Below are 25285 nucleotides of genomic sequence, written 5' to 3' on the forward strand. Positions count from 1 at the left end.
GGCGTTGGTCGCGGTCGACGCATCCACTGGAGCGTTCGGCGGGGTTCGCGGAGGCGAGCGGAGCGGTGGTCATCGGGCACCGCCGATCAGGGCGCCGCGGTTGGAGCCCGTGCGGCAGAGGTCGGACCAGACTTGGGGCATGGACGACTGCGGCGAGGCGATGACCACGCCCCAGCCGGCGGCGCGGAGCAGTTCGGCCGAGTCCTCGGTGGCCGCCGCGCGCTGGTCGGGGGTGCCGGCCCAGGCGGGGGTGTCCAGCAGGACCGCGAGGCTGCGGACGCCGCGGCGGCGGTAGCGGGACAGCTCGTGCACGGACTCCGCGCTGACCGTGCCCAGCACGGCGATCAGCTCCTGGCCCTCCGCCGGGTCGTGGCCGAGGGTGATGTCGCGCTGGTGCGCGGGCTGCAGCGCGGCCAGCGCGTCGAGCACGACGTTGTCGTAGCCCTCGCCGCCGTCTCCGGGGGCGTCGGCCAGGGTCAGGCCGTGCTCGTTGACCAGCCGGACGCGGTGGCCCGACCGGCGCAGGTGCAGTGAAACCGAAGCGGCGAACGAGACGGCCCACTCCAGGCTCGCCGCCGGGCCGGTGCCGTGGTGGGCGGCCGCGCGGTGGTCGAGCAGCACGGTGGTGCCGCCGCGCCACGGGCGCTCTTCGACGCGCACCATGATCTCGTCGCGGCGCGCGGTGGAGCGCCAGTGCACCTTCCGCATGTCGTCGCCGGTGCGGTAGTGCCGCACGATCACGTCCGGCTCGCCCTGGCCGGCGTGCAGGCGGACGGTGCCGTCGTCGCCCGCGCCGGCGCCGGACCCGCCGGGCAGCCCCCACAGGGCCACCACCCGCGGGACCACGACCAGCCGCGAGTGGCCGATCAGCTCACGCTCGAACTCGCACAGCCCGAACGGGTCCGTGATGGTCGCGCGCAACGGGCCCACCTGCTGGATCCCGCGCATCACCGGCTGCAGCGGGTAACGCAGCAGCACCCGGCGGTCGTGCGGCAGCCGCTCGACGACGAACCGCGGCCGCGAGCCCAGCGCGTACGGCACGCCGTCCTCGAGCAGCACCTCGCCGCCCGGCAGCCGTCCGCTGCGCCACAGCTCGAGGTGGACCTCGCTGCTCGCGCCGACGGCGACGCGCTCCGGCCGCAGCGCCCGCGCCGCGCCGAGGCGCAGCCGGGTGGCGGAGATGAACGCGGCGACCAGCAGCGGCAGCGCCACCACGAAGATGGCGACGCGCAGCAGGTCGCGCTCGTTGAGCACCAGCGAGCACACCGCCGCGGCGATGCCCGCGGCCAGGAGACAACGGCCGCGGGTGGTGAGGCCGGACAGTGCACGCAGCATGCGGTTCTTTCTGCTTCTGGGTTCGGGCTACTGCCGGGTCCCGGCCGAGCCCTGCGGGACGGGGACACGGTGGAGCACGGCGCGCACCACGTCGGTGGCCGACCGGCGGGCCGCGTGCGCCTCGGTGGTGAGCACCAGGCGGTGCGCCAGCACGGGCACGGCGACCGTGTGCAGGTCGTCCGGGACCACGTACTCCCGCCCGGACAGCGCGGCCTGCGCCCGAGCGGCCCGCACGAGGTGCAGCGTCGCGCGGGGCGAGGCGCCGAGCCGGATCTCCGGCACCTGCCGGGTCGCGGCGGCCAGGTCCACGGCGTAGCGGCGGACCTCCGGGGCCATGTGGATCGTGCGGACCGTCTCGATCAGCCGCTTGACCGTCTCGCCGTCGGACACCGGGCCCAGGTCGGCCATCGGGTTGTGCCCGGAGTGCTCGTCGACCATGGCCAGCTCGGCCTGCTGGTCGGGGTAGCCGATGGACACCCGCGCGGTGAACCGGTCGCGCTGGGCCTCGGGCAGCGCGTACGTGCCCTCCATCTCGATCGGGTTCTGCGTGGCGATCACCATGAACGGCTCGCCGAGCGTGTACGTGCTCGTGTCGACCGTGACCTGGTGCTCCTCCATGCACTCGAGCAGCGCCGACTGCGTCTTCGGCGAGGCCCGGTTGATCTCGTCGCCCACCACGATGTTCGCGAACACCGGGCCGGGGCGGAACTCGAACTCACCGGTCTGGCGGTTGTAGATGGAGACGCCGGTGACGTCGCTGGGCAGCAGGTCCGGGGTGAACTGGACGCGGCTCACGGTGCAGTCGATCGACCGGGCGAGCGCCTTCGCCAGCGAGGTCTTGCCGACGCCCGGCACGTCTTCGACGAGCAGGTGGCCCTCGGCCAGCAGCGTCACCAGCGCGATCCGGATGACCTCGGGCTTGCCGACCAGCACCCGCTCGACGTTCGCCGCGATCCGGCGGGCCGTGTCGTGCAGCTCGTCGAGGGAGGCTCTCGGTGCGTAGCCGTTCTGTCGCCCGATCGGGTCGTCCGCCGCCGGATAGGCGGGCTGCCCGGTCGCCTCGCCCGGTGTTCCGGCGGGGGAAGCGGACTGGATTCTCGACGTCACTCGTCCTCCTGGTGGCGCATGGCTGTGCGGGTTTCACCGGCTCCGCCGGGTCGCTCGCTGTCCACGCAGCGATCAGCCTTCTCCTCAGTGTGTCAAACCTGGGCGAACTCGGCGGCGCAACCCCGCGAACACCTCCTGATGACGCTCTGCCACGGCCTTGGTTGCGCCGTTCGGGTGAGCAGGAGCGCGTTTTCGGGTGCTCCCGCTGACACACTGCTCTCACGTATGCTCCGAAACCGAGGTCGCTCGACTACGGAGAGGCGTAACCGCTCATGAGCGCACTGCCCGACGTGCCGGGCCTGACCGGCTCTGCCCGCGGCGGCTTCGCCGTGGCGCCGGAACTGGCCACCGACACGTACGCGAAGCTCGGCGCGCTGCAGGACGTCGTCGGCGAGATGGTGCGCGAGGCCAAGGTGCTCGGCCGTTCGGTGCCGCTCGGCAGCGGCTATGCGGGCGAGGTCGGCGACTTCATGGCGAAGTACGGCATGAGCGGCGGCGAGGGCTCGGCGGTCGAGCAGCTCACGTCGTTCGGCAAGGAGCTCGAAGGCCTCAAACGGCGGATCGCCGGCGCGCTCACCAAGTACCAGGACCAGGACGACGACGCGGCCGGCGGGGTGGACTGCTCCGGTGGCTGAGCGCAAGACGTTCCTCCTGCTGGTCCCCGCGCTGCTCGTGCTCGCCGCCTGCGGTGCCCGGATGCCCGCGAGCCAGAACGCGATGGCCGCCCACGCGCAGCCCTCGCCCGAAGGCGCCGCGCCCCAGACCACTGCGCCGGCCGCCCCGACGTCGCTGGCCCAGCTCGACCCGTGCGCGCTGCTTTCGCCCTCGGACCGGTCGACGGCCGGGCTGACGCAGCTGGGCAAGCCGAAGACGGTCGGCGAAGCCCGGGCCTGCGACTGGACCGTGCCGGCCACCTTCGGCGTCACCGTCACGCTCGACGAGAACGCCGGGCTGGCCAACCTCGACGTCTCGCGGGGCACTCGCACCAAGAAGAAGGTGGGCACGCACCAGGCGGTGCAGCTGGTGGACCGCAAGGCCGCCGACGGCACCTGCGCGGTGCTGCTCGGCGTCGGCGGCTCCGCGAGCGTGCAGGTCGACGTCAGCAATGCGACCTTCTCCGACAGCACCCTCGCCTGCCGCCGGGCCACCACCGTGGCCGGGCTGGTGGAGCCCAAGCTGCCCTGACCCCCACCGACCCCACCGACCCCACCGACCCCACCGACCCCGCTGATCCCGCTGTCCCGTGAAACGGAAGGTGTGCCGTGTCCGCTGCAGAGCCGGCCGTCCCGGAGCCGACGGCCCGGTACGAGTCCTACAGCCACGAGGCCCTGGCCGCCCAGGTCGAGCAGGGCAACGACCCGGTGTCGGCCGGTGAGGCCGGCGCGCGCTGGACCGAGCTGTCCGGCCGGTTCCGCGACTCCACCGCCGAGCTGGCCTCGCTGGCCGCCGGCAGCCAGGAGTCGTGGCAGGGCGAGGCCGGTGACGCGATGCGGGCGGTGCTCGGCCGAGCCGCGGCCTGGCTCGGCGACTCGGCCGCGGTGGCCGGTGTGGTCGGGGAGTCCGTGGCGGGCCAGGCCGAGGTCGCCGCGCGGGCCCGCGCGGACATGCCGCCGCCGGTGGAGTACGACCCGGCGGCGATGATCCGCTCGGCCGCGGCGAGCGGGAACGTGCTGGCGCTGGCCGGGCTGTCGGCCGTGATGGACGCCCGCCGCGCGGAAGCCGAAGCGGCGCGGCAGAAGGCGATCGACGTGCTGCACACCCGGGACGCCGCGTTGCACGGCCTCGTGCCGCGGGTGGTGTTCCCGGTGGCCCCGGAGCTGGGGCCGGCTTGATCCGGGTCTCCGCGTCGGCGTTCGACGTGCTGTGGACCGACCTCGGGCTCGGGCGGCCGCCGGTGCCGCTGGCCGTGCGCAGCGTCGGGTCCACTGAGGACGAACGGGCGGTGATCCGGGCCGAGGTCTACCGGAACCTCGGCGAGCGCGGGCTGTTCGACGGGACCGCGCTGGATCCGGCGCTGGAGAACCGGCTGCGGCTGCTCGACGGCGCCGAGCGGTTCGTGGCCTGTGAAGCGCTGGTGGACATGACGGCGGAGGTGCCGTTCCGGGCGGTGGCCGCGGTGCGCGGACGGTCCGGGGTGCTGGCCGTGCAGCCTTCGCAGACGATCGCGTTGAGCGGAATCCGCGGCGGCGAGCTGGGGACGGCGATCGTCGAAGTGCTGCCGGAACTGGGCGCCGGGCCGGGGTACGGCGTGAGCTTGCCGGCCGGGACGGTCGCGGCAGCCGAGGATCCGTCGTTCGGCGAGCGGGGCGCCCGGTCGGCCGCGGCGGCGTCGGCCGACGGCCCGGGCGCCTCGGCGGCGTCGGCGGCCCAGGTCCGGGAGGTGCTGGCCATCCAGGCCCGGCCGGTCTACGCGGCGGGCCAGTTCAGCGCGTACGCGCGGGGCGGCGACGGGCGGGTGGCCCGGGTCGGCGGGCTGACCTGGTTCGACACCGACCTGGGCGCCTACTGCGCGACCACCTCGGCAGGCCGGGGCGGGCAGGAGTGGGTGAACGTCTCGCCGGTGGACGGCAACCGGCTGGCCGAGCGCGTCGCCGGACTGTTCTCAGTGGACTGAGCCTCCCCGAACGGCGATGAAGCGGCGCACGACGCTCGGTGAGCGCGGCGCGATGGTCGGCGGTGAGGCGGCGCGGTGAGGTCGGCGCGGTGGTCGGTGGGGGCGGCGCGGTGTGGCGGCGCGCGGTGGTCGGCGGGGAGCCGGCGCGGCGAGGCTGGCGCGGTGGTCGGTGGGGGCAGCGCCGCGTGGCGGCCAGAGATGATCGGCGGTGGCCGCGGCGCGGTGAGGCGGCGCGCAATGGTCGTTGGGGAGCGGCGCGGCGATCAGCGGAGAAGCGGCTCGGTGAAGCGGCACGAGGTGATCGGCTGAGCGGGCGCATTCGTCTCCGCCGGACTGCCCGCCGGGAGCGCCCCACCCGGCCCCACCGCGGTCCCCACGGGTCCCCACCCGGGTCCCCACCAGGCCCCACCACGGCCCCGGATCCGGGCGGAATGGTGCTCACGCGGACGAAAAATGGACGCTCGACCGCCTCCCTCGGTTGCTCGGCGCCCCCGCGGCGGGGGATCTTGGCCACGGGGCCCCACTCGCCCCCCACCAGCACCCACCGCGCTGACCTGCGTAAACGACAGACACGACGGAGTGGTGGACGCGTTTGTCGCGTTGACTGTGGTGAAAAGTGGGGTACGGTGGTGGCTAGTGGGGCAGAAGGGAGCCCCGTAGCCGGAGCCGGAGTGGTTCGCCAAGCCGGAGCCGGCAGGGAGGTGGAAGCCGATGTTCCTCGGCACCCACACCCCGAAGCTGGACGACAAGGGGCGGCTCACGCTTCCCGCCAAGTTCCGCGACGCCTTGGCCGGCGGGCTGATGATCACCAAGGGGCAGGACCACTGCCTCTTCGTCTTCCCCCGCGCCGAGTTCGAGCAGATGGCTCGGAAGGTCGCCGACGCCCCGTTCACCAACGAGGCGGTCCGGGCCTACCAGCGCTACCTGTTCGCCGGAACCGATGAACAACGCCCGGACGGGCAGGGGCGCATCGCGATCGCGTCCGAGCTCCGGCGTTATGCCGGGCTCAACAAGGAATGCGTGGTGATCGGCGCGATCACCCGGCTGGAAATCTGGGACGCCCAAGCGTGGCAGGGCTACCTGGACGAACACGAGGACAGCTACGCGAAGGCTCGAGAGGAAGTTCTACCGGGCGTCTTCTAGGGGACGCAGCCAACGGAGCACCTGCGTCGTCGGGGGACGAAGGTAGGCCGTGGCCGCGCCGCCGGAGGCCCGCCCACCGCGGATGCCGTGAGGCCTCTGTCCGCTCTTTGGCCCTGGCGCACCTTCCCCGGTGCCAGGTCAGCAAGCGGGCGGACAGGGACCTGACGGCATCCGCCGCATCTTCCCCGGGGTAGCGGCACACGGAAGGGGGGAGAAGCCATGACGACCGGCCACGAGCACGTTCCGGTACTGCTGGACCGGATCATCGAGCTGTTCACCCCCGCGTTCGCGGATCGCGACGCCGTGCTGGTGGACGCGACCGTCGGCCTCGGCGGCCACTCCGACGCCCTCCTCGAAGCCTTCCCCCGCCTGCGGCTGGTCGCGCTGGACCGCGACCCCGCCGCGCTCGAGCGCTCCGGAGAGCGGCTCGCGCGGCACGGTGCCCGCGTCGACTTCGTCCACACTGTCTACGACGGACTCCCGGAAGCGATCGAAGGCCTCGGACTGTCCCGTGTGGACGGCATCCTCTTCGACCTCGGCGTGTCCTCGATGCAGCTGGACCGCGCCGAGCGCGGCTTCGCGTACTCGAAGGACTCCCCGCTGGACATGCGGATGGACCCGACCACCGGCTTCACCGCGGCCGACGTGCTGAACACCTATGCGCCAGGCGAGCTGATCCGGATCCTGCGCGACTACGGCGAGGAGAGGTTCGCGCAGCGGATCGTCCGGGCCGTGGTCAACGAGCGGGAGAAGGAGCCGTTCACGCGCAGCGGGCGGCTGGTCGAACTGCTCTACGACGCCGTGCCCGCGGCGAGCCGCCGCACCGGCGGCCACCCGGCCAAGCGCACGTTCCAGGCGTTGCGGATCGAGGTCAACGGCGAGCTGGAGGTGCTGCGCCGGGCCATGCCCGCCGCGCTGTCCGCGCTCGCCATGGACGGCCGCATCGTCGTCGAGTCCTACCAGTCGCTCGAGGACCGCCTGGTCAAGCAGGCGCTGGCGGCGCTGGCGAAGTCCCGGACGCCCGAGGGGCTGCCGGTCGAGCTGCCCGGGCACGGGCCGGAGCTGAAACTCCTGACGCGAGGAGCCGAGAAGGCCGACGAGGGCGAGATCGAGCACAACCCGCGCGCCGCCTCGGTGCGGCTGCGGGCAGCACAGAGGATCGGAGAGCCGCGATGACCGCACCCACGAAGTCCCGTCGCCGATCGGGCGAGCCGGCGACCCGCCGGCGCGAGCAGGCGGGGACGACGGTCGAGCTGGAGCCGGAGACCACCCAGCCGGCGGTGGCGCCACGCCGCGGGACGCGCGGGCGGACCACGGCGGCGGAGCGGGCGTACGCACGCCGCGCCCAGCGGGCCGATCTGCTGCAGCAGCGCGGGCCGAAGCGGCCGGAGGCCAAGGCCGAGCCGCTGAAGGTCACGCCCAAGGTCCGGCGCGGGCTGCGCTGGCCGCGTTCGCGCGCGTCCTTCGTGCTGATCATGATGGGGCTGCTCGTCGCGGGCGTCGCGTCCACGCTCTGGCTGACCACGCAGGCGATCGCCGACTCCTACCGGCTCGAGCAGCTCCGGACCACCAACGCGAGCCTGGCCGAGACCAAGGACCGGCTCGAGCGCGAGGTCGCCAAGGCGCAGTCGCCCGCGTCGCTCGCGCCCGCCGCGAAGCAGCTGGGCATGGTGCCCGGCGGCGACCCGGCGCGCCTGGTCGTGGGCCCGGACGGCAAGACCACGCTGGTCGGCCAGCCGCAGAAGGCCCAGGGCGACGACTCGCCGGCGCCCGTCGCGCAGCCGGTCGCCCCGGCGGCCGGGACCCAGGGCGGCGCCCCGATCGAAGGTGACCAGCCCGCGGTGCCGGCCGGCACCGCGGGCCAAGGGGGACAGTGATGCCGGCAGGACGTTCGAGCCAGGCGCGGGCGCGCGCGGCGGGCAGCGCGCGGCGCACCTACGCCGCGGGCACCCGCCGCGCGGTCGCCAAGCGCGGCAACGGCGGGCACCGCGGCCGGTTCTCCGCCGTGCGGCTGCTGCTGGTCGCGCTGATGGTGATCGCGGGCGGGAAACTGGTGCAGGTGCAGTGGTTCGAGGCGCCCACGCTCTCGGCCGCGGCCGAGCGTCAGCGCACGCTCACCATCGACATCCCGGCCCAGCGCGGGTCCATTGTGGACCGTAATGGCGCGAAGCTCGCCTTCAGCGTCGAAACGCGCACGCTGTCGGTGAACCTCAAGGCACTGCACAAGGCGATGGACGACTACGCCGCGAAGAACCCCACCAAGGGGCGGAACTTCGAAACCGAGGTCACCTCGGCGGCCAAGTACATCTCGTCGAAGGTGCCGAACCTGATCACCGAGCAGGAGCTGCTGACGCTGCTGCACAAGCCGGGCTCGTTCACCTATCTGGTGAACGACGTCGAGCCCTCGGTCGCCGACGACATCGTGAAGAAGTTCGCGTGGATCGGTGTCGAAAAGCGCGCCAAGCGCGAGTACCCGGGCGACACCCTCGCGTCGAACATCGTCGGGCTGGCCAACTGGCGGATGGACGACCCCGACGTCTCCAAGCACAACCTGCACGGTGTCGTCGGGCTGGAGCAGTCGCGCGACAACGACCTGGCGGGCACGCCGGGCCGCGAGATCGTGAACACCCAGAACGGCAACGACAACCTGTACCTGCCGGGCACCGAGCACGTGCTGCAGGCCGCCATCCCGGGCTCCGACCTCGAGCTGACCATCGACTCCGACCTGCAGTACGAGCTGCAGCGGCAGCTGGGCGACTACGTGGCGCAGTCGCACGCCAAGGGCGGCCAGGCCGTGGTCATGGACTCCCGGACCGGCGAGGTCTACGCGCTGGCCGACGACAAGACGTTCAACCCCAACGACCAGTCCACCTTCCAGGACGAGCTGCTCAACAACCGCGCGGTGACCACGCCGTTCGAGCCGGGCTCGGTGAACAAGGTCGTCACCGCCACCGCGGCGATCGACGACGGCGTCGCCACGCCCACGTCCACCACCTCGGTGCCCGGCCAGCTGAAGGTCGCCGACGCCACCGTGCACGACGCGTGGGTGCACGGCACCGAGACGTTCACCACCGCCGGCATCTTCGCGAAGTCGTCCAACATCGGCACCCTGCTGCTCGCCCAGCAGGTCGGCCCGGACCGCTACTCGGCGCTGCTGAAGAAGTTCGGCATCGGCCAGCGCACCGGTCTCGGCCTGCCGGGCGAGAGCCCCGGTTACGTGCCCGCGCGCAACCAGTGGTCGCCGACCACCTTCGGCAACCTGCCGATCGGGCAGGGCCTGTCCATGACCGTCGTGCAGATGGCCGGGATGTACCAGGCGATCGCGAACGACGGGCTGCGCGTGGAGCCGCGGATCGTGAAGGCGAAGAAGAACCCGGACGGCACCCTCGTGCCGGAGCCCGCGCCGAAGACCGTCCAGGTGGTCAGCCCGCAGACGGCCAAGACGGTGCGCGACATGCTGCGCGCGGTGATCCAGGACGGCAAGGGGCTCAAGGGGTCGCAGGCGGGCACCGCGCCCAGCGCCGGGCTGGACGGGTACCAGATCTCCGGCAAGACCGGCACCGGCCAGCAGGTGGACCCGCGGACGAAGGCCTACAGCGACCACCTGTACAACATCACCTTCGCCGGCATCCTGCCCGCCGACCACCCGCGGTTCGTGGTCGGCATCCGGCTCGACGCGCCGGACACCACGCTGCCGGCCGGGCACTCGGCGGGGCCGCTGTTCCACAACATCGCCTCGTACCTGACCCAGCGGTACCAGATTCCGCTGTCGGACGGGACGGCGCCCGAGGTCCAGCTCGTCGAACCCTGAGCGGCACCTGCCCCGCGAGTCCGTCAAGGCCTCCTCACCCGCGTGCGGCGCGGGTGAGGAGGCCTTGACCGCGTGCGGGCGGCGATCGTCCACATCGGCTGGTGCCGGTGCGGGAAGTCCTTGCGCCGTAACGATCTCCGTGGCCGCCATTAGCACATGTGCCGCCACCGCACACATTGGCCGTACCGCCTTGGGTCACCCGAATGCGACCTCGGTAACCTCTCGGGCGTGTCCGTGTCCTCGTCCCAGCCCCAGAGCGGGCCGGCTGCCCCGTCCCTGCCGGACAGCCCGGTGAAGGCGGTCCCCGCGCCGCCGCGCCCGGCCCGGATCGAACCGGTGCCCCTGGCCACCCTGCTCGCCCGTGCGGGCGCGCGGCTCATCGCCGACCGCCCCGAGGCGGCCGACCTCGCCGTCGCCGGAACCACGCTGCGCGCCCAGCACGTGCTGCCCGGCGACCTGTTCGCCGGCCTGCCCGGCGCCCGGGCGCACGGCGCCGACTTCAGCGACCAGGCCGTGGCCGCCGGGGCCACCGCGGTGCTCACCGACCCGGCCGGGGCCGAGCGGCCCGCCCTGCGCGACGCGGGCGTCCCGATCCTCGTGCACCCGGACCCGCGGGCCGCGCTCGGCGAGATCGCCGCCTGGATCTACGGCGAGCCCTCGCTGCGGCTGTCCGTGCTGGGCGTCACCGGCACCTCGGGCAAGACCACCACCTCCTACCTGGTCGACGCCGGGCTGCGCGCGGCCGGGCTGACCACCGGGCTGATCGGCACGGTGGAGACCCGGATCGCGGGCGAGCGCCTGGTCAGCGGCTTCACCACGCCGGAGGCGCCGGACCTGCAGGCGCTGCTCGCGGTGATGCTGGAGCGCGGCGTCACGCACGTGCCGATGGAGGTCTCCAGCCACGCGCTCGCGCTGGGCCGGGCGAACGGCACCCGGTTCGCGGTCGGCGCGTTCACCAACCTCTCCCAGGACCACCTGGACTTCCACCACGACATGGCCGAGTACTTCGCCGCCAAGTCGCTGCTGTTCGACGGCCGCTCCACCACCGAGGTCGTGGTGGTGGACAGCGCGTGGGGCCAGGCGCTGCTCACGCCGCAGACGGTGACCGTGTCGATCGAGCCGGGCACCGACGCGCTGTGGCGCGCCTCGGACATCGAGGCCACCCCGGCCGGTGAGCAGACCTTCACCCTGCACGGGCCGGACGGGCTGGCCGCCGCGGCGAAGATCCCGCTGCCCGGCACGTTCAACGTGGCCAACGCCGTGCTCGCCGCCGCGATCCTGGGCAGCGCCGGGGTCGAGACGGCCGACATCGTCCGCGGGCTCGGCGCGGTCGAGGTGCCCGGCCGGATGGAGCGGGTCTACCTGGGCCAGGACTTCACCGCGGTGGTCGACTACGCGCACAAGCCCGCGGCCGTGGCCCAGGGCCTGGACGCGCTGCGCGCGCGCACCGACGGCCGGATCATCACGGTGCTCGGCTGCGGCGGCGACCGCGACACCGCGAAGCGCCCGATGATGGGCGAGGCCGCCGCGCGCCGCAGCGACGTGCTGATCGTGACCGACGACAACCCGCGCTCCGAGGACCCGGACGCGATCCGCGCGGCGATGCTCGCGGGCGCCCGCGGCGTCGGGCCGTCCCAGGGCGGCGAGGTGCTGGAGGTCGGCGACCGCCGCGAGGCCATCACCCACGCCGTTTCGCTCGCCCGCGCGGGCGACATCGTCTTCATCGCCGGCAAGGGCCACGAGACCGGTCAGGAGATCCAGGGTGTGGTGCACCCGTTCTCCGACCGGGACGAGCTCGAGGCCGCCATTCGCAAGCATCTCGAGGTGAGTGCGTGATCGAGCTCAGCCTGGCCGAGATCGCCGACGTTGTCGGCGGCCGGCTGCACGGGACCGACGGCTCCCCGGTCGTCACGGGGAGTGTCGAGTTCGACACGCGGAAGCTGGGCCCGGGCGGGCTGTTCATCGCCCTGCCCGGCGAGCGCGTGGACGGGCACGACTTCGCCGCGCAGGCAGTGGCGGCCGGCGCCGTCGCCGTGCTGGCCGGCCGGGAGGTGGACGCGCCCGCCATCGTCGTGCCGCCGCTGCCCGCCGGGCAGGCGCACGAGCGCTCGGTCGCGCTGGCCGGCGACACCGACGGCTCCGGCGCGGCCGTGCTGGCCGCGCTGTCCAAGCTCGCCCGCCACGTGGTGGACCGGCTGGCGGCGGACGGGCTGACGGTCGTCGGGGTGACCGGCTCGTCCGGCAAGACCTCGACCAAGGACGTGATCGCGCAGCTGCTGGAGCCGCTCGGCCCCACCGTCGCGCCGCCCGGCTCGTTCAACAGCGAGCTGGGCCACCCGTGGACCGCGCTGCGCGCCGGCCGCGACACGAAGTACCTGGTGCTGGAGCTGGCCGCCCGCGGGCCGGGGCACATCGCCGAGCTGGCCGCGATCGCGCCGCCGAAGATCGGCGTGGTGCTGAACGTCGGCACTTCGCACATCGGTGAGTTCGGCTCGCGCGAGGGCATCGCCAAGACCAAGGGCGAGCTGGTCGAGGCACTGCCGGAAGCCGGTGTCGCGATCCTGAACCTGGACGACCCGCTGGTCGCGGCCATGGCGAGCCGCACCTCCGCCCGCGTCGTCGGCGTGGGGGAGACGGCCTCGGCGCAGGTCCGCGCCGCCGAGATCACCCTCGACGACGAGGCCCGCGCCTCGTTCCGGCTGATCACCCCGGCGGGCGAAGCGCCGGTGAAGCTGCCGCTGCACGGCGAGCACCACGTCGGCAACGCGCTGTCCGCGGCCGCCGTCGCGCTGGAGCTGGGCGCGACGCCCGCCCAGATCGGCGAGCACCTGTCCGCGCTGCAGCGGCGCTCGGCCCGGCGCATGGAGGTCACCACCCGCGCCGACGGCGTGACCGTCCTCAACGACGCGTTCAACGCCAACCCCGAGTCGATGCGCGCCGGGCTCAAGGCGCTCGCGTCGATGAGCGCGTCGGGCCGCCGGTCCTGGGCCGTGCTCGGCGTGATGGGCGACCTCGGCGCGGACGCGGTCAACGAGCACGACGCGATCGGCCGGCTGGTCGTCCGGCTCAACATCGACAAGCTCGTGGTGATCGGCCCGCAGGCCGCGGCCATGCACCAGGGCGCGTTCCAGGAGGGTTCCTGGGGCGAGGAGTCGGTGCTGGTGCCGGACGTCGAGGCCGCCGTCGCGCTGCTGCGCGAGCAGCTCCGCCCGGGCGACATCGTGCTGGTCAAGGCGTCCAAGGTGGCCGGCCTCTGGCGGGTGGCCGAGGCGCTGCTCGCCGATCCCCCGGAAGCTCCCCCCTCCGCACTGCCCCCTTCCCCGTCCCCCTCCTCCGAACGCTCGAACGGTGGTCACGCGTGATCAACATCCTGATCGCGGCCGCGGCGGGCCTGCTGGTCTCCATCCTGCTCACGCCCTACCTGATCCGGGTCTTCTCCCGGCAGGGCTTCGGGCAGGAGATCCGCGAAGAAGGCCCGCAGGGCCACAAGTCGAAGCGCGGCACCCCGACCATGGGTGGCGTCGCGATCATCATCGCGATGGTCGTCGGCTACTTCGTGGCGCACCTGGTCAGCTGGCTCGGCAACTCGCACAGCGCGGCCCCGTCCGCGTCCGGCCTGCTGGTGCTGATGCTGGCCGTGGGCCTGGGCATCGTCGGCTTCCTCGACGACTTCATCAAGATCCGCCGGCAGCGCAACCTGGGCCTGAACAAGACCGCCAAGCTGGTCGGCCAGCTCGTGGTCACCATCGTGTTCGCGGTGCTGTCGCTGCAGTTCGCCGACGAGCACGGGCTCACCCCGGCGTCGCAGAGCCTGTCCTATGCGCGTGACCTCGCGCTGATCACGTTCCCGTCGATCGTGTTCGTGATCTTCTGCTACATCGTGATCTCCGGCTGGTCGAACGCGGTGAACTTCACCGACGGCCTCGACGGCCTGGCCGGCGGCGCCGCCGCGATGGTGCTGGCGACGTACGTGGTGATCTCGTTCTGGCAGGCCCGGCTGTCCTGCTCGCCCAACCCGGCGCCCGCCTGTTACGACGTGCGGGACCCGCTGGACCTGGCCGTGGTCGCCGCGGCGGCCACCGGCGCCTGTGTCGGCTTCCTGTGGTGGAACGCCGCGCCGGCCAAGATCTTCATGGGCGACACCGGTTCGCTCGCCCTCGGCGGGCTGGTCGCCGGCCTGTCCATGACCACCCGCACGGAATTGCTCGCCATCGTCATCGGCGGCCTGTTCATGGTCGAGATGATCTCGGTGGTCACGCAGATCGCGGTGTTCCGCACGACGCGGCGGAGGCTGTTCCGGATGGCGCCCTTCCATCATCACTTCGAACTCGCCGGGTGGGCGGAAACCACGGTGATCATCCGGTTCTGGCTGTTGTCCGCGATCTGCTGCATGTTCGGCCTCGGGCTGTTCTACAGCGAGCAGCTCGGCTTCGGGAGCTAGGCCTTGTCCCGAGCCGCACTGGACCTCGCGGGCCGGTCCGTGCTCGTCGCGGGCGCCGGGGTCACCGGGAAGTCGGTGGTCCCGGTCCTGCGCGAGCTGGGCGCGCACGTCACGGTCACCGACGGCAACGCCGAACGGCTGGCGGAGCTGGCCGGCCTCGGCGCCGAGCTGGTGCCCGGGCTGACCGAGCCGCCGCCGGGCACGGCGCTGGTGGTGACCAGCCCCGGCTGGCGGCCGGCCTCGCCGCTGCTGGTCGCGGCGGCCGGGGCCGGGGTCGAGGTGATCGGCGACGTCGAGCTGGCCTGGCGCGTCGGGCAGCTGCGCGAGCGGCCGCCGTCGTGGCTGGTGATCACCGGGACCAACGGCAAGACCACCACCGTCGGCATGCTGGAGTCGATGCTGCGCGCGGCCGGGGTCGACGCCGTGACCTGCGGGAACGTCGGCTACGCGGTGCTGGACGCGGTACAGGCGGGGCACGCCGTGCTCGCCGTGGAGCTGTCCAGCTTCCAGCTGCACTGGTCCTCGACGCTGGCGCCGGACGCGTCCGTGGTGCTCAACCTGGCCGAGGACCACATCGACTGGCACGGCTCGATGGAGGAGTACGCCGCGGCGAAGGGCCGCGCGCACACGCACTCGCGCATCGTCGTGCACAACGCCGAGGACGACTGGTCCACCCGGCTCGCCGAGGAACACGCGCCCAAGAGCGCCCGCCGCGTCGGGTTCCGGCTGGACACGCCGTCCGCCGGTGAGCTCGGCCTGGTCGAGGACCTGCTGGTGGACCGGGCTTTTGTCGCCGACCCGGCGACCAGCGCGGAGGAGCTGGCGACGCTGGCCGACGTGCGCCCGGCCGGGCCGCACAACGTCGCGAACGCACTGGCCGCCGCCGCGCTCGCCCGCGCCCACGGCGCAAGCCCCGAGGCCGTCCTCAAAGGACTGCGCGAGTACCGGCCCGCACCGCACCGCGCTTCCGAGGTCGGCGAGATCGACGGGGTCCGCTACGTCGACGACTCCAAGGCCACCAACCCGCACGCGGCCGCCGGTTCACTGCGCTCGCACGCCAGCGTCGTCTGGATCGCCGGCGGCCAGCTCAAGGGCGCCTCGATCGACGAACTCGTGGCCTCGATCGCCGGCCGCCTGCGCGGGGTTGTGCTACTCGGGGTGGATTCACCCGTGATCGCGGCCGCTGTGGCGCGACACGCGCCGGATGTCCCGGTGAACAGCCTCCGTCCGGGTGACGATGAGCCCATGACTGCGGCGGTGAGTGCGGCCAGCGCGATGGCTCGCCCTGGTGACGTGGTGCTCCTCGCTCCCGCCGCGGCGTCGTTGGACATGTTCCCGAGCTACGGCGCGCGCGGCGACGCGTTCGCGAGCGCGGTGCGTGTCCTGGCCGACGGTGCGGCGGGGGCCCCGAATGACGGCAGTTGACGAGAAGAAGACCGAAGACCGGCCGCGGCGGCGGGAGCGCAAGGAGAGCCCGTTCGTGGCGTTCCGCTCGGCGCTGACCGCCTGGCTGTCCCGGCCGCTGGCGTCGTTCCACCTGGTGCTGGCGCTGACCGGGGTGCTGACCGTGATCGGCATGGTCATGGTGCTGTCCGCGTCCTCGGTCGCCTCCTACGACCCGAAGACCGGCAGCGGCGTCTACTCGATGTTCTTCCGGCAGCTGATGTTCGTCGCGATCGGCTCGGTCGTGTTCTGGGTCGGCCTGCGGGTGAAGCTGGACCGGATCCGCCGGATGTCGGCCACCATGGTGGTCGTCTGCCTCGGCCTGCTGCTGCTGGTGCTCACCCCGCTCGGCTCGACGGTCAACGGCTCGCAGGGCTGGTTCAAGCTGGGCGTGTTCACCTTCCAGCCGGTGGAGGCCGCGAAGGTGGCGCTGGCGTTCTGGGGCGCGCACATCCTGGTGATCAAGTACAACGTGATCCACCAGTGGCGGCACCTGCTGGTGCCGGTGGTCCCGGTCGCGCTGGTGATGTTCGCGCTGGTCATGCTGCAACCCGACCTCGGCGGCACGATCACCCTGGCCGTGGTGCTGCTGGCCCTGCTGTGGTTCGCGGGCGCGCCGAAACGGCTGTTCGGCGTGCTGCTCGCGGGCGGCCTGGCCGGCGTGCTGGTGCTGGCGATCATCGCCCCGTACCGGCTCAAGCGGGTGATGTCGTTCCTGTCGCCGAACGCCGACACCACGGTCGAGGGCTACCAGGCGAACCAGGCCAAGCTCGCGCTCGCCGACGGCGGCCTGTTCGGCAAGGGCCTCGGCCAGGGCGCGTCCAACTGGGGCTACCTGCCCAACGTGCAGAACGACTTCATCTTCGCCCTGATCGGCGAGGAGCTGGGGTTCGTCGGCTGCGCGGTGGTGCTGGCGCTGTTCGCCGCGGTCGCTGTGGTGGGCCTGCGCATCGCCACGCGCAACATCGACCCGTGGATCCGGATCGTGTCCGGCACGCTCACCATGTTCCTGGTCGCGCAGGCCGCCATCAACATCGGCTACGTCGTCGGCCTGCTGCCGGTCACCGGGGTCACGCTGCCCCTGATCTCCTACGGCGGCACCTCGCTGGTGATCACCATGCTCATCATGGGCGTGCTCGCCAACGCCGCCCGGCACGAACCGGAGGCGGTGGCCGCACTGCGTTCGCAAGGCCCGGGTAAATTCGGACGCCTGCTGCGGCTGCCCGCGCCCGATCCGTACCGCCCGCCGACCACCCGCAAGGGACAGGCCGCGCGGGGAACGGCGTCGGGGGCGAAGACAGCCCGGCCGGCGCCGCGCACCGCCCGGCCCGCACCGGCACAGGAGCGTCGCCGGACGGTCCGGCAACCCGCGCGGCGGACCACCACCGCGCGCACCAGCGCGGCGCGGACAACAGCGAACCGCGGGGCCAGGGGCACCGCGAACCGGAGAGGTACTTGGTGAGTAAGCCCGTCAAGGGAGCCGAGCGATCGCCCGTCGGCAAGGCGCCGACGGTGGTCGTCGCCGGAGGTGGCACTGCCGGACACATCGAACCCGCGCTCGCGCTGGCCGACGCCGTGCTGCGGCTGCGGCCCGACGCGAAGGTGGTGGCGCTCGGCACCGAGCGCGGCCTGGAGAACAAGCTGGTGCCCGCCCGCGGCTACCCGCTCGAGCTGATCCCGCCGGTGCCGCTGCCGCGCAAGCTGAAGCCGGAGCTGCTCGGGCTGCCGTTCAAGGTCCGCGATTCGGTGCGCCGCACGCGTGAGGTGCTCGAGCGCGTCGGCGCCGACGTCGTGGTCGGCTTCGGCGGTTACGTCGCGCTGCCGGCGTACCTGGCCGCGCGCGGCCGGACGCCGATCGTGGTGCACGAGGCCAACAAGGCGCCGGGCCTGGCCAACAAGGTGGGCGCGCGGTTCGCCACCCGGGTCGCCGTCGCCGTGGCCGGCACGCCGCTGCCGAAGGCCGAGGTCGTCGGCATCCCGCTGCGCCGATCGATCACTTCGCTGGACCGCGCCGCGCTGCGCGCCGAGGCCCGCAAGTTCTTCGACCTCGACCCGGACGCCCCGACCCTGCTGGTGTTCGGCGGCTCGCAGGGCGCGGCGTCGATCAACGCCGCCGTCTCCGGCGCCGCCAAGGAGCTGGCCGACGCCGGCATCGGCGTGCTGCACGCGCACGGCCCGAAGAACACCCTTGTGGTGCAAGAGTTCCCGGGCCGCCCGGCGTACGTGCCGGTGCCGTACCTGGAGCGGATGGACCTGGCCTACGCCGCGGCCGACGTGGTGGTGTGCCGCTCGGGCGCGATGACCGCGGCCGAGGTGTCCGCGGTCGGGCTGCCCGCGGTGTTCGTGCCGCTGCCGCACGGCAACGGCGAGCAGGCCGTGAACGCGCAGCCGGCGGTCGACGCCGGGGCCGCGCTGATGGTGACCGACGCCGACCTCTCGCCGGGCAAGATCGCCGAGCTGGTCGTGCCGCTGGTGGTCGACGCCGCCCGGGTCGCGGCGATGAGCTCGGCCGCGGTCGGGCTGGGCCACCGCGAGGCCGACGAGACGCTGGCCAAGATCGTGCTGGAGGCCGCCGGTGCCTGAATCAGCCGAGGAACCGCGGCTCCCGGAGGAGCTGCGCCGCGCGCACCTGATCGGGATCGGCGGGGCCGGGATGTCCGGCATCGCCCGGATCCTGCTGGCCCGCGGCGCGTTCGCGTCGGGCTCGGACGCCAAGGAGTCCCGCGCGCTGCTTTCGCTGCGCGCGCAGGGGGCGGAGCTGTTCGTCGGGCAGCGCGCGGAGAACCTGGACGCGCTGCCCGAGCCGCCGTCCGCCGTGGTCGTGTCGACCGCGATCAAGGAGACCAATCCGGAGCTGGCCGCGGCGCGTGAGCGAGGCATCCCGGTGCTGCACCGCGCGCAGGCGCTGGCCGGGCTGATGGCCGGGCACCGCGTCGCCTGTATCGCGGGCACGCACGGCAAGACCTCGACCACCTCGATGCTCACCGTCGCGCTGCAGCACTGCCGGATGGACCCGTCGTTCGCGATCGGCGGCGACCTCAACGAGTCCGGGGCGAACGCCCACCACGGCGGGGGCGGCATCTTCGTCGCGGAGGCCGACGAGAGCGACGGCTCGTTCCTGACCTACACCCCGTCGGTGGCGGTGGTGACGAACGTCGAGCCGGACCACCTCGACCACCACGGCACGGCCGAGGCGTACGTGCGGGTGTTCACCGAGTTCGCCGCCCGGATCGAGCCGGGCGGCCTGCTGATCGTCTGCGCCGACGACGAGGGCGCGGCCAAGCTGGGCGACGAGGCCGAGGCGGCGGGCGTGCGCGTGCGCCGCTACGGCCGCGCGGCCACGGACGCCGGCGACGCCCGGGTGCTCGACTACACCCCGGCGCCCGACGGCGGGGTCGTGCGGATCGCGCTGGACGGCGAGGAGCTCGACGTCCGCGTCGCGGTGCCGGGCGAGCACATGGCGCTGAACGCGATCGCCGCGCTGCTCGCCGGCGCTGAGCTGGGCGCCCCGGTGGCCGGGCTGGCCGAGGGGCTGGCCGCGTTCGGCGGGGTCCGCCGCCGGTTCGAGTTCAAGGGCCGCGCGGGCGACGTCCGGGTCTACGACGACTACGCCCATCACCCGACGGAGGTCGACGCGCAGCTGCGCGCCGTGCGGACCGCCGCGGGGGAGGGCCGGGTGCTGGTGGTCTTCCAGCCGCACCTGTACTCCCGCACGCAGACGTTCGCGCGCGAGTTCGCCGAGGCGCTGTCGCTGGCCGACGAGGTCGTGGTGCTGGACGTCTTCGGCGCGCGTGAGGAGCCCGTGCCCGGGGTCACCGGTGCGCTGATCGCCGACCGGGTGCGCGGTTCCGTGCGTTACGAGCCTGCGTTCGACGTCGCCGCCCGCCTGGTCGCCGACCTGGTGAAGCCGGGTGACCTCGTCGTCACCATGGGCGCGGGCGACGTCACGCAGCTGGGCCCGGAGATCCTGGCCGAGCTGGACCGGCGGACCGCCGGCGCATGAGCCCGACCAGGGAGCACCGCCGGCCGCCCGAGTCCGAGCAGGGCGAGCGGGACCGGGCTGCCCTGGCGCGGGAGCGGCGGGGACGGCGTTCGGAAGAGGAGCGGCGCCGTACGCGGTCGAGCCGTTCGCCGCGTTCGGCCGCCCCGGTTTCGGCTTCGGGTTCTGGTTCTGGTTCGGCGAAGCGCGTCCGGCCCACCCGGCGCGCGGAGATCCGCCGCCGCTGGGTGGCGCTGCTTTCGGTGGTCACCCTCGTCGCGCTGGTGTACTTCCTGTTCTTCAGCTCGCTGCTCGGCGTGAAGAACGTCGCCGTGCAGGGCGCGAAGCAGGTGTCGGCGGACCAGATCCGGGCGACCGCGGCGGTCCCGGCCGACAAGCCGATGCTACGGGTCGACGTCGACGGGATCCGTGACCGCGTGGCAGCCATGTCCGGCATCGCCACGGTGGACGTGTCGCGCTCGTGGCCCAGCACGGTGGAGATCGCGGTGACCGAGCGGGCGGCGATCGCGTTTTTCGACAGCGGCCCCGGCGGCGACGGTTTCCACCTCGTCGACGGCGGCGGCGTCGTGTTCAAGACGGTCAAGGCCAAGCCGCCGGGCCTGCCCGAGCTGAAGCTGCCCAAGGTCTCCGCCGACGACCCGGTGACCCGCGCGGTGACCGCGGTGCTCGGCGTGATCCCGCAGGCCATGCTCAAGCAGGTCACCACCGCCACGGCGCAGACGCCGGCCAGCGTCGAGTTCACCCTGGCCGGCGGCCAGACGGTCCGCTGGGGCGACGCCGGGAAGGCCGACCGCAAGGCCGAGGTCCTCGCCGCCCTGCTCACCCAGCCGGGCAAGGTCTACGACGTCTCGGCGCCGGAGCTGCCGACCATCAGCTCCTGAGTTCTTCCACTGGCCCCCTGTTCTCCGTATAGCGTACGGTGTTGTCGTTCGTACGTCATACGAGAAAGGGGACCGCATGACGATCCTGGTAACGGGCGCGACCGGCAACGTCGGGCGGCTGGTAGTGGACGAGCTGGTGGAACGGGGCGTCGCGGTGCGGGCGCTGACCGTCGACCCGGAGCGGGCGGCGTTGCCCGAAGGCATCGAGGTGGTGGTCGGGTCACTGGCGCGGCCCTCGACGCTGCCGGTGGCGTTGAAGGGGGTCGAGGCGGTTTACCTCGCGCCGATGGCCCGCACGGTCACCCGGTTCTGCGAGCTGGCCGCCGAAGCGGGGATCCGGCGGGTGGTCGCGCTGTCCGGCAGCAGCGTCGGCCAGGAGCACGAGGGTTCGAGCGGGCACGGGTTCGAGGCCGTCGAGAAGGCGGTGGCGGCCGCGGGCTTCGACTGGACCTTCCTGCGGCCGGGCATGTTCATGAACAACACCCTCGGCTGGGCGGGCTCCGTCCGCGAGGCCGGGGTGGTGCGCACGGCGTTCGGCGACGCGACCCAGACGCCGATCGACCTCCGCGACATCGCCGCGGTCGCCGCGCAGGTCCTTGTCACGCCTGGGCATTCCGGTGCCACGTATGTCCTCAGTGGACCGCAGTCGGTCACGCAGCGGGAGATGGCGGCGGCGATCGGGGCGGCGCTGGGGCGGGAGGTGCCGTTCGTGGAGCTGACCCGCGCCGAGCAGCACGCCGAGTGGGTGGCCCAAGGGTTCCCCGACCGGGTCGCCGACTGGCTGCTCGACGGGTTCGCCGGCTCGCTCGAACACCGGGAGGCGCCGACCGGGGTCGTCGAGCAGTTGCTGGGCCGCCCCGGGATCACCTACGCCGAGTGGGCGGTGGCGAACGCCGCTGCGTTCGGCGGCTGAAGAGGCCGGCGGCGGTCGGTGGGCTGGAGGCGGTTGGCGGGCGCGGCGCCTTGGCTGAACGGGCTGGCGGCGGTCGGTGGGCTGGAGGCGGGCGGCGGGCGCGGCGCCTTGGCTGAACGGGCTGGCGGCGGTCGGCGGGCTGGCGGCGGTCGGCGGGCGCGGCGCCTTGGCTGAACGGGCTGGCGGCGGTCGGCGGCTGAACGGACCGGCGGTCGGCGGGCGCGGCACCTTGTCCGCCAAGACTTTCGCCGGCCGGTGATGGTCCACTCCGGACAGTGCGAAAGGCCCTCTCGTCCGCCGGGCGAGAGGGTCTTTCGCGGCGGGGCGTCAGGCGAGCGCCGCGTCCAGGGTGATCGTGGTGCCGGACAGGGCCTTCGACACCGGGCAGGTCTTCTCGGCGGTGGAGGCCAGCTCGGCGAACTGCTCCGCCGTCACGCCGTCCAGCTTGGCGCGCAGGGTGATCGCGATGCCGCTGATCTCGAAGCCGCCGCCCTGGGCCGGGCCGAGCGTGACCTCGGCGGAGACGTCGATGGACTCCGCCTCCAGCTTCTGCGACTCCAGCACGCCGGACAGGTTCATCGCGAGGCACGAGGAGTGCGCCGCCGCGATGAGCTCCTCCGGGCTGGTCTGGCCGTCCGGGTTGCCGGCGCGGGTCGGGAAGGACACGGCGAACGTGCCCGCGTTGGACGAGTCGAGCGTGACCTCGCCCTGGCCCTTCTGCAGTCCGCCGGTCCAGTGGGTGGTCGCGTCGCGGCTGGGCATGGTGCCTCCTCGTGGGTTCTTCCGTAAGGTGTGCCGTAAAGGTAGCGCGCAACTACATTGCGCGCAAGTTATCTCGGGAAAACCTGTCGTACCCATGCGGCAGACTGCTCGCATGACCGAAACGACCGACCCGGCCGCCCGGGCCGACCCGACTGCCCCAGCCGATCCGGCTCCTGCCGCCACCGTCCCGGCCGCACTCCCGGCCGCCCAGTCCGGGCCGCCCGAGCGGCCCGATCCGCCGATGGCCGGCGACGAGCGCGCGCAGCTCACCGGCTTCCTCGACTTCCTGCGCGCCAGCGTGGTCTGGAAGTGCTCCGGCCTCACGGACGAGCAGGCCCGCCGCTCGCTGCTGCCGAGTGAGCTGACCACCATCGCCGGGCTGCTCGGCCACCTCACCCTGGTGGAGAACTACTGGTTCCGCGTGGTCCTCGACGGCCGGCCGGACGAGTGGGCCGAAGCACTGGAGCTGGACCCCGACGCCGAGTTCCGCGCCGCCCACCGCACCCCGATCGAGCGGCTCATCGCGGACTACCAGGCGGAGGCGGCGCGGTGCCGTGAAGTCGTTGCCGCGCGGGCGTTCGACGACACGGTGGTGTACAAGGAGCGGGAGCCGCTCACCGTCCGCTGGGTCGTGGCGCACATGATCGAGGAGACCGCGCGCCATCTCGGCCACCTCGACCTGCTGCGCGAGCTGACCGACGGGCTCACCGGGGAGTGAGCCGCTTCGGCGGCAGCGGGAAGAAGCCGCTCGTCCGCTCCACGTAGTGGGCGTATCCGGGCCGGCTGAGGTGCATTCCCTTCTCCAGCATGGGTTTTCCGGTGCCGCGGGCGAGCGTGAAGGTCATCACGACGGGGGAGAGGATCGTGGCCGCGCCCGGCCAGGTCGAGCACGCCAGCAGGTAGAGGCCCCACCAGACGCAGGCGTCACCGAAGTAGTTCGGGTGCCGGGTGTAGCGCCAGAGCCCGGTGTCGAGCACCTTGCCGCGGCTGTCCGGGTCGGCCTTGAAGCGGCGCAGCTGGTCGTCGCCGACCGTTTCGAAGGCGAAGCCGATCAGCCAGACGGCCACGCCGATCCAGCCCAGCAGACCGAGCCCGCCGCCGTACATCGCGAACTGCACGGGCAGCGAGACGAACCAGAGGACCACGGCCTGGAACAGGTAGACGCGCACGAACATCCGCGCGGCCGCGCGGTCGCCGGCGGCCGCCACCATCCGCGCGTACCGCGGGTCCTCGGGTTTGCCGTGGTTGCGCAGGTGCAGGTGGACGGCGAGCCGCACCCCCCACACCGCGGTCAGCCCCGCGGTCACCAGCCGCAGTGACAGCGGGCCGCTGCCGAACGGGAACGCGACCACCGCGATGATCACGAAACCGAGGCCCCAGAACGTGTCGACGGTGTCGTAGCGCCCGCGCAGCCGGGCCACGCCGAACGTCGCGGCGCCCGCGACCAGCGTGACGCCGGCCGTGATCGCGACGAGCGCGCCGAGCCCGATCACAGCCACTCCCGGGTGGCGGGCAGGCCGCTGTCGCCGTCCGCCGAGGAGCGCACCGCGAGGATCTGGTCCACGCCCATCCGGTTCTCCTCGAACGCGAGCGCGCCGCCGACCAGGTACAGCCGCCACACCCGCGCCCCGGCCTCGCCGATCAGCGCGACGGCCTGGTCCCAGTTCTCTTCGAGCGTGTCGAGCCACGCCCGCACGGTCGGGGCGTAGTGCTCGCGCATCGCGTGCACATCACGGATTTCGAAACCGGCCTTCTCCACGTGCCCCAGTGTGCGGCTCAGCGGGCGCATGGTCATGTCGGGCGCGATGTAGCGCTCGATGAACGCGCCGCCGCCGGGCGCCACCGCGCCGCGTGACATCTGCTGCAGCAGCAGCCGGCCGGTCGGCTTGAGCATGCGGAACAGGATCCGGGTGTACTCGGGGTAGTTCGCCTCGCCGACGTGCTCGCCCATTTCGATGGACGCGACGGCGTCGAACGGCTCGTCGGCCAGCTCCCGGTAGTCCTGCTGCCGGACCTCGACGCGGTCGGTCAGGTCGTGCTGCGCCAGCCGCGCCTTCACGTGCTGCACCTGCTCGGCCGAGAGCGACACGCCCACCGCCGTCACGCCGTGGTGCTTCGCCGCGTGGACGAGCAGCGAGCCCCAGCCGCAGCCGACGTCGAGCAGCCGCATGCCGGGCCGCAGCCCGAGCTTCTGGCAGATCATCTCCAGCTTGTCGTGCTGGGCCTGCGCGAGGGTGTACCCGGGCTCGTCCGAGGTCCAGTACCCCGACGAGTATGCCATCGACTCGTCCATCAGCAGCTGGTAGAAGGCGTTGGACAGGTCGTAGTGGTGGGAGATGGCGGAGCGGTCGCGCCGCAGGCTGTGCAGCACGCCGGTCAGCCTCGCCTCTTCCGCGGGCGGCTTGGGCGGGAGCCCGGCGACGCCGAGCCGCGCGGCCAGCGAGACTGCCTCCGCCCAGTCGCGTGGCGCCAGCTTGACCCGGCCCAGCTCGCCCGAGCGCGTGAGCGCCCAGATCCGCCGGAACCCCTCGGTGAGGTCGCCCTCCACGTCCAGGTCACCGGACACGTACGCCCGCGCGAGGCCCAGCTCGCCGGGCGAGTACAGCAGCCATCGCAGTGCGCGGCGGTTCTTCAGGACCACGGCCGGGCCGTCCGGGCCCACGCGCTCGCCGTCCCAGGTGCGGACGGCGAGCGGGAGCCGGGTGCCGAGCAGGCGTTCGACGAAGGTGGCCAGGCGGGTCGCGGAGCTTTTCGGCATGTCCGGGATTCGCCGCCGCCCGGCGGGCGGATGGGTCGGAACTTCGCACCCATCCACCGTCCGGGCGGCGCCGAATC

The 25285-nt window shown here is 73.2% G+C and carries 23 protein-coding genes; 18 read left to right on the forward strand and 5 right to left on the reverse strand.

The window, feature by feature from the left end:
* Nucleotides 1-69: 69 nt before the first annotated feature.
* Nucleotides 70-1335 carry a DUF58 domain-containing protein gene (locus BMY97_RS11805; protein ID WP_091616758.1) on the reverse strand — a complete coding sequence of 422 codons (1266 nt, stop codon included), beginning with the start codon at nt 1333-1335 and terminating at the stop codon, nt 70-72.
* 27 nt (nt 1336-1362) lie between these two features.
* Nucleotides 1363-2442 (reverse strand): AAA family ATPase, encoded by a 1080-nt coding sequence (locus BMY97_RS11810; RefSeq protein WP_177231291.1) that lies wholly within the window; start codon nt 2440-2442, stop codon nt 1363-1365.
* 272 nt (nt 2443-2714) lie between these two features.
* On the opposite strand from BMY97_RS11810, the gene BMY97_RS11815 reads away from it, so the two are divergent.
* The 17 genes from BMY97_RS11815 (at nt 2715) to BMY97_RS11900 (ending at nt 21688) form a co-directional block, all read left to right on the forward strand.
* Entirely contained in the window at nt 2715-3077 is a 363-nt protein-coding gene (locus BMY97_RS11815; RefSeq protein ID WP_091616760.1) for a hypothetical protein, read from the forward strand.
* A complete protein-coding gene (locus BMY97_RS11820; protein WP_091616762.1) occupies nt 3070-3627 on the forward strand; it encodes a DUF3558 family protein in 558 nt (185 codons plus the stop codon). Before BMY97_RS11815 ends, BMY97_RS11820 begins: the two co-directional genes overlap by 8 nt.
* A gap of 77 nt (nt 3628-3704) precedes the next feature.
* Nucleotides 3705-4274: a PPE domain-containing protein gene (locus tag BMY97_RS11825; RefSeq protein WP_091616764.1), complete on the forward strand. Its 570-nt coding sequence runs from the start codon at nt 3705-3707 to the stop codon at nt 4272-4274.
* A complete protein-coding gene (locus tag BMY97_RS11830; protein ID WP_091616767.1) occupies nt 4271-5056 on the forward strand; it encodes an ESX secretion-associated protein EspG in 786 nt (261 codons plus the stop codon). The genes BMY97_RS11825 and BMY97_RS11830 overlap by 4 nt, the downstream gene beginning before the upstream one ends.
* 711 nt (nt 5057-5767) lie before the next feature.
* Nucleotides 5768-6199 (forward strand): division/cell wall cluster transcriptional repressor MraZ, encoded by a 432-nt coding sequence (gene mraZ, locus BMY97_RS11835; protein ID WP_091616769.1) that lies wholly within the window; start codon nt 5768-5770, stop codon nt 6197-6199.
* A gap of 219 nt (nt 6200-6418) precedes the next feature.
* The gene (gene rsmH / locus BMY97_RS11840) at nt 6419-7375 is read left to right on the forward strand and encodes a 16S rRNA (cytosine(1402)-N(4))-methyltransferase RsmH (RefSeq protein ID WP_091616771.1); all 957 of its coding nucleotides are present in this window, start codon (nt 6419-6421) and stop codon (nt 7373-7375) included.
* Nucleotides 7372-8076 carry a cell division protein FtsL gene (gene ftsL, locus BMY97_RS11845; protein ID WP_091616773.1) on the forward strand — a complete coding sequence of 235 codons (705 nt, stop codon included), beginning with the start codon at nt 7372-7374 and terminating at the stop codon, nt 8074-8076. Before rsmH ends, ftsL begins: the two co-directional genes overlap by 4 nt.
* Entirely contained in the window at nt 8076-10010 is a 1935-nt protein-coding gene (locus BMY97_RS11850) for a peptidoglycan D,D-transpeptidase FtsI family protein (protein ID WP_177231292.1), read from the forward strand. The genes ftsL and BMY97_RS11850 overlap by 1 nt, the downstream gene beginning before the upstream one ends.
* A 291-nt stretch (nt 10011-10301) precedes the next feature.
* Complete coding sequence (locus BMY97_RS11860) at nt 10302-11846, forward strand: UDP-N-acetylmuramoyl-L-alanyl-D-glutamate--2,6-diaminopimelate ligase (protein ID WP_091616777.1); 1545 nt, start codon at nt 10302-10304, stop codon at nt 11844-11846.
* Nucleotides 11843-13372: a UDP-N-acetylmuramoyl-tripeptide--D-alanyl-D-alanine ligase gene (locus BMY97_RS11865; protein ID WP_091616779.1), complete on the forward strand. Its 1530-nt coding sequence runs from the start codon at nt 11843-11845 to the stop codon at nt 13370-13372. The genes BMY97_RS11860 and BMY97_RS11865 overlap by 4 nt, the downstream gene beginning before the upstream one ends.
* Entirely contained in the window at nt 13369-14451 is a 1083-nt protein-coding gene (gene mraY, locus BMY97_RS11870) for a phospho-N-acetylmuramoyl-pentapeptide-transferase (protein ID WP_091616781.1), read from the forward strand. The genes BMY97_RS11865 and mraY overlap by 4 nt, the downstream gene beginning before the upstream one ends.
* An 18-nt stretch (nt 14452-14469) precedes the next feature.
* Nucleotides 14470-15876, forward strand: a complete 1407-nt coding sequence (gene murD, locus BMY97_RS11875; protein WP_091617088.1) for a UDP-N-acetylmuramoyl-L-alanine--D-glutamate ligase — start codon at nt 14470-14472, stop codon at nt 15874-15876.
* On the forward strand, nt 15863-17356 hold the full coding sequence (gene ftsW, locus BMY97_RS11880; protein ID WP_091616783.1) for a putative lipid II flippase FtsW: 1494 nt from the start codon (nt 15863-15865) through the stop codon (nt 17354-17356). The genes murD and ftsW overlap by 14 nt, the downstream gene beginning before the upstream one ends.
* Nucleotides 17353-18477 carry an undecaprenyldiphospho-muramoylpentapeptide beta-N-acetylglucosaminyltransferase gene (gene murG, locus BMY97_RS11885; protein ID WP_091616785.1) on the forward strand — a complete coding sequence of 375 codons (1125 nt, stop codon included), beginning with the start codon at nt 17353-17355 and terminating at the stop codon, nt 18475-18477. The genes ftsW and murG overlap by 4 nt, the downstream gene beginning before the upstream one ends.
* Nucleotides 18470-19897, forward strand: coding sequence for a UDP-N-acetylmuramate--L-alanine ligase (gene murC / locus BMY97_RS11890; protein ID WP_091616787.1), 1428 nt, complete (start codon nt 18470-18472; stop codon nt 19895-19897). Before murG ends, murC begins: the two co-directional genes overlap by 8 nt.
* Nucleotides 19894-20775, forward strand: a complete 882-nt coding sequence (locus BMY97_RS11895; protein ID WP_091616790.1) for a cell division protein FtsQ/DivIB — start codon at nt 19894-19896, stop codon at nt 20773-20775. The genes murC and BMY97_RS11895 overlap by 4 nt, the downstream gene beginning before the upstream one ends.
* A gap of 76 nt (nt 20776-20851) precedes the next feature.
* Complete coding sequence (locus BMY97_RS11900) at nt 20852-21688, forward strand: NAD(P)H-binding protein (protein WP_091616792.1); 837 nt, start codon at nt 20852-20854, stop codon at nt 21686-21688.
* A 327-nt stretch (nt 21689-22015) separates the two neighbouring features.
* Here the strand turns inward: BMY97_RS11900 and BMY97_RS11910 are convergent, their stop codons facing one another.
* A complete protein-coding gene (locus tag BMY97_RS11910) occupies nt 22016-22450 on the reverse strand; it encodes an OsmC family peroxiredoxin (RefSeq protein WP_091616796.1) in 435 nt (144 codons plus the stop codon).
* Between the two features lie 241 nt (nt 22451-22691).
* Between BMY97_RS11910 and BMY97_RS11915 the strand changes: the two genes are divergently transcribed.
* Nucleotides 22692-23168, forward strand: coding sequence for a DinB family protein (locus BMY97_RS11915; RefSeq protein WP_091617090.1), 477 nt, complete (start codon nt 22692-22694; stop codon nt 23166-23168).
* Here the strand turns inward: BMY97_RS11915 and BMY97_RS11920 are convergent.
* Both BMY97_RS11920 and BMY97_RS11925 read right to left on the reverse strand, forming a co-directional pair.
* A complete protein-coding gene (locus BMY97_RS11920; RefSeq protein ID WP_091617089.1) occupies nt 23155-23940 on the reverse strand; it encodes a DUF1295 domain-containing protein in 786 nt (261 codons plus the stop codon). The genes BMY97_RS11915 and BMY97_RS11920 overlap by 14 nt on opposite strands.
* Nucleotides 23940-25208 (reverse strand): SAM-dependent methyltransferase, encoded by a 1269-nt coding sequence (locus tag BMY97_RS11925; RefSeq protein ID WP_091616798.1) that lies wholly within the window; start codon nt 25206-25208, stop codon nt 23940-23942. The genes BMY97_RS11920 and BMY97_RS11925 overlap by 1 nt, the downstream gene beginning before the upstream one ends.
* Nucleotides 25209-25285 lie beyond the last annotated feature (77 nt).

The sequence above is a fragment of the Amycolatopsis saalfeldensis genome, assembly GCF_900110575.1.
In the GTDB taxonomy this organism is placed as follows: Bacteria; Actinomycetota; Actinomycetes; order Mycobacteriales; family Pseudonocardiaceae; genus Amycolatopsis; species Amycolatopsis saalfeldensis.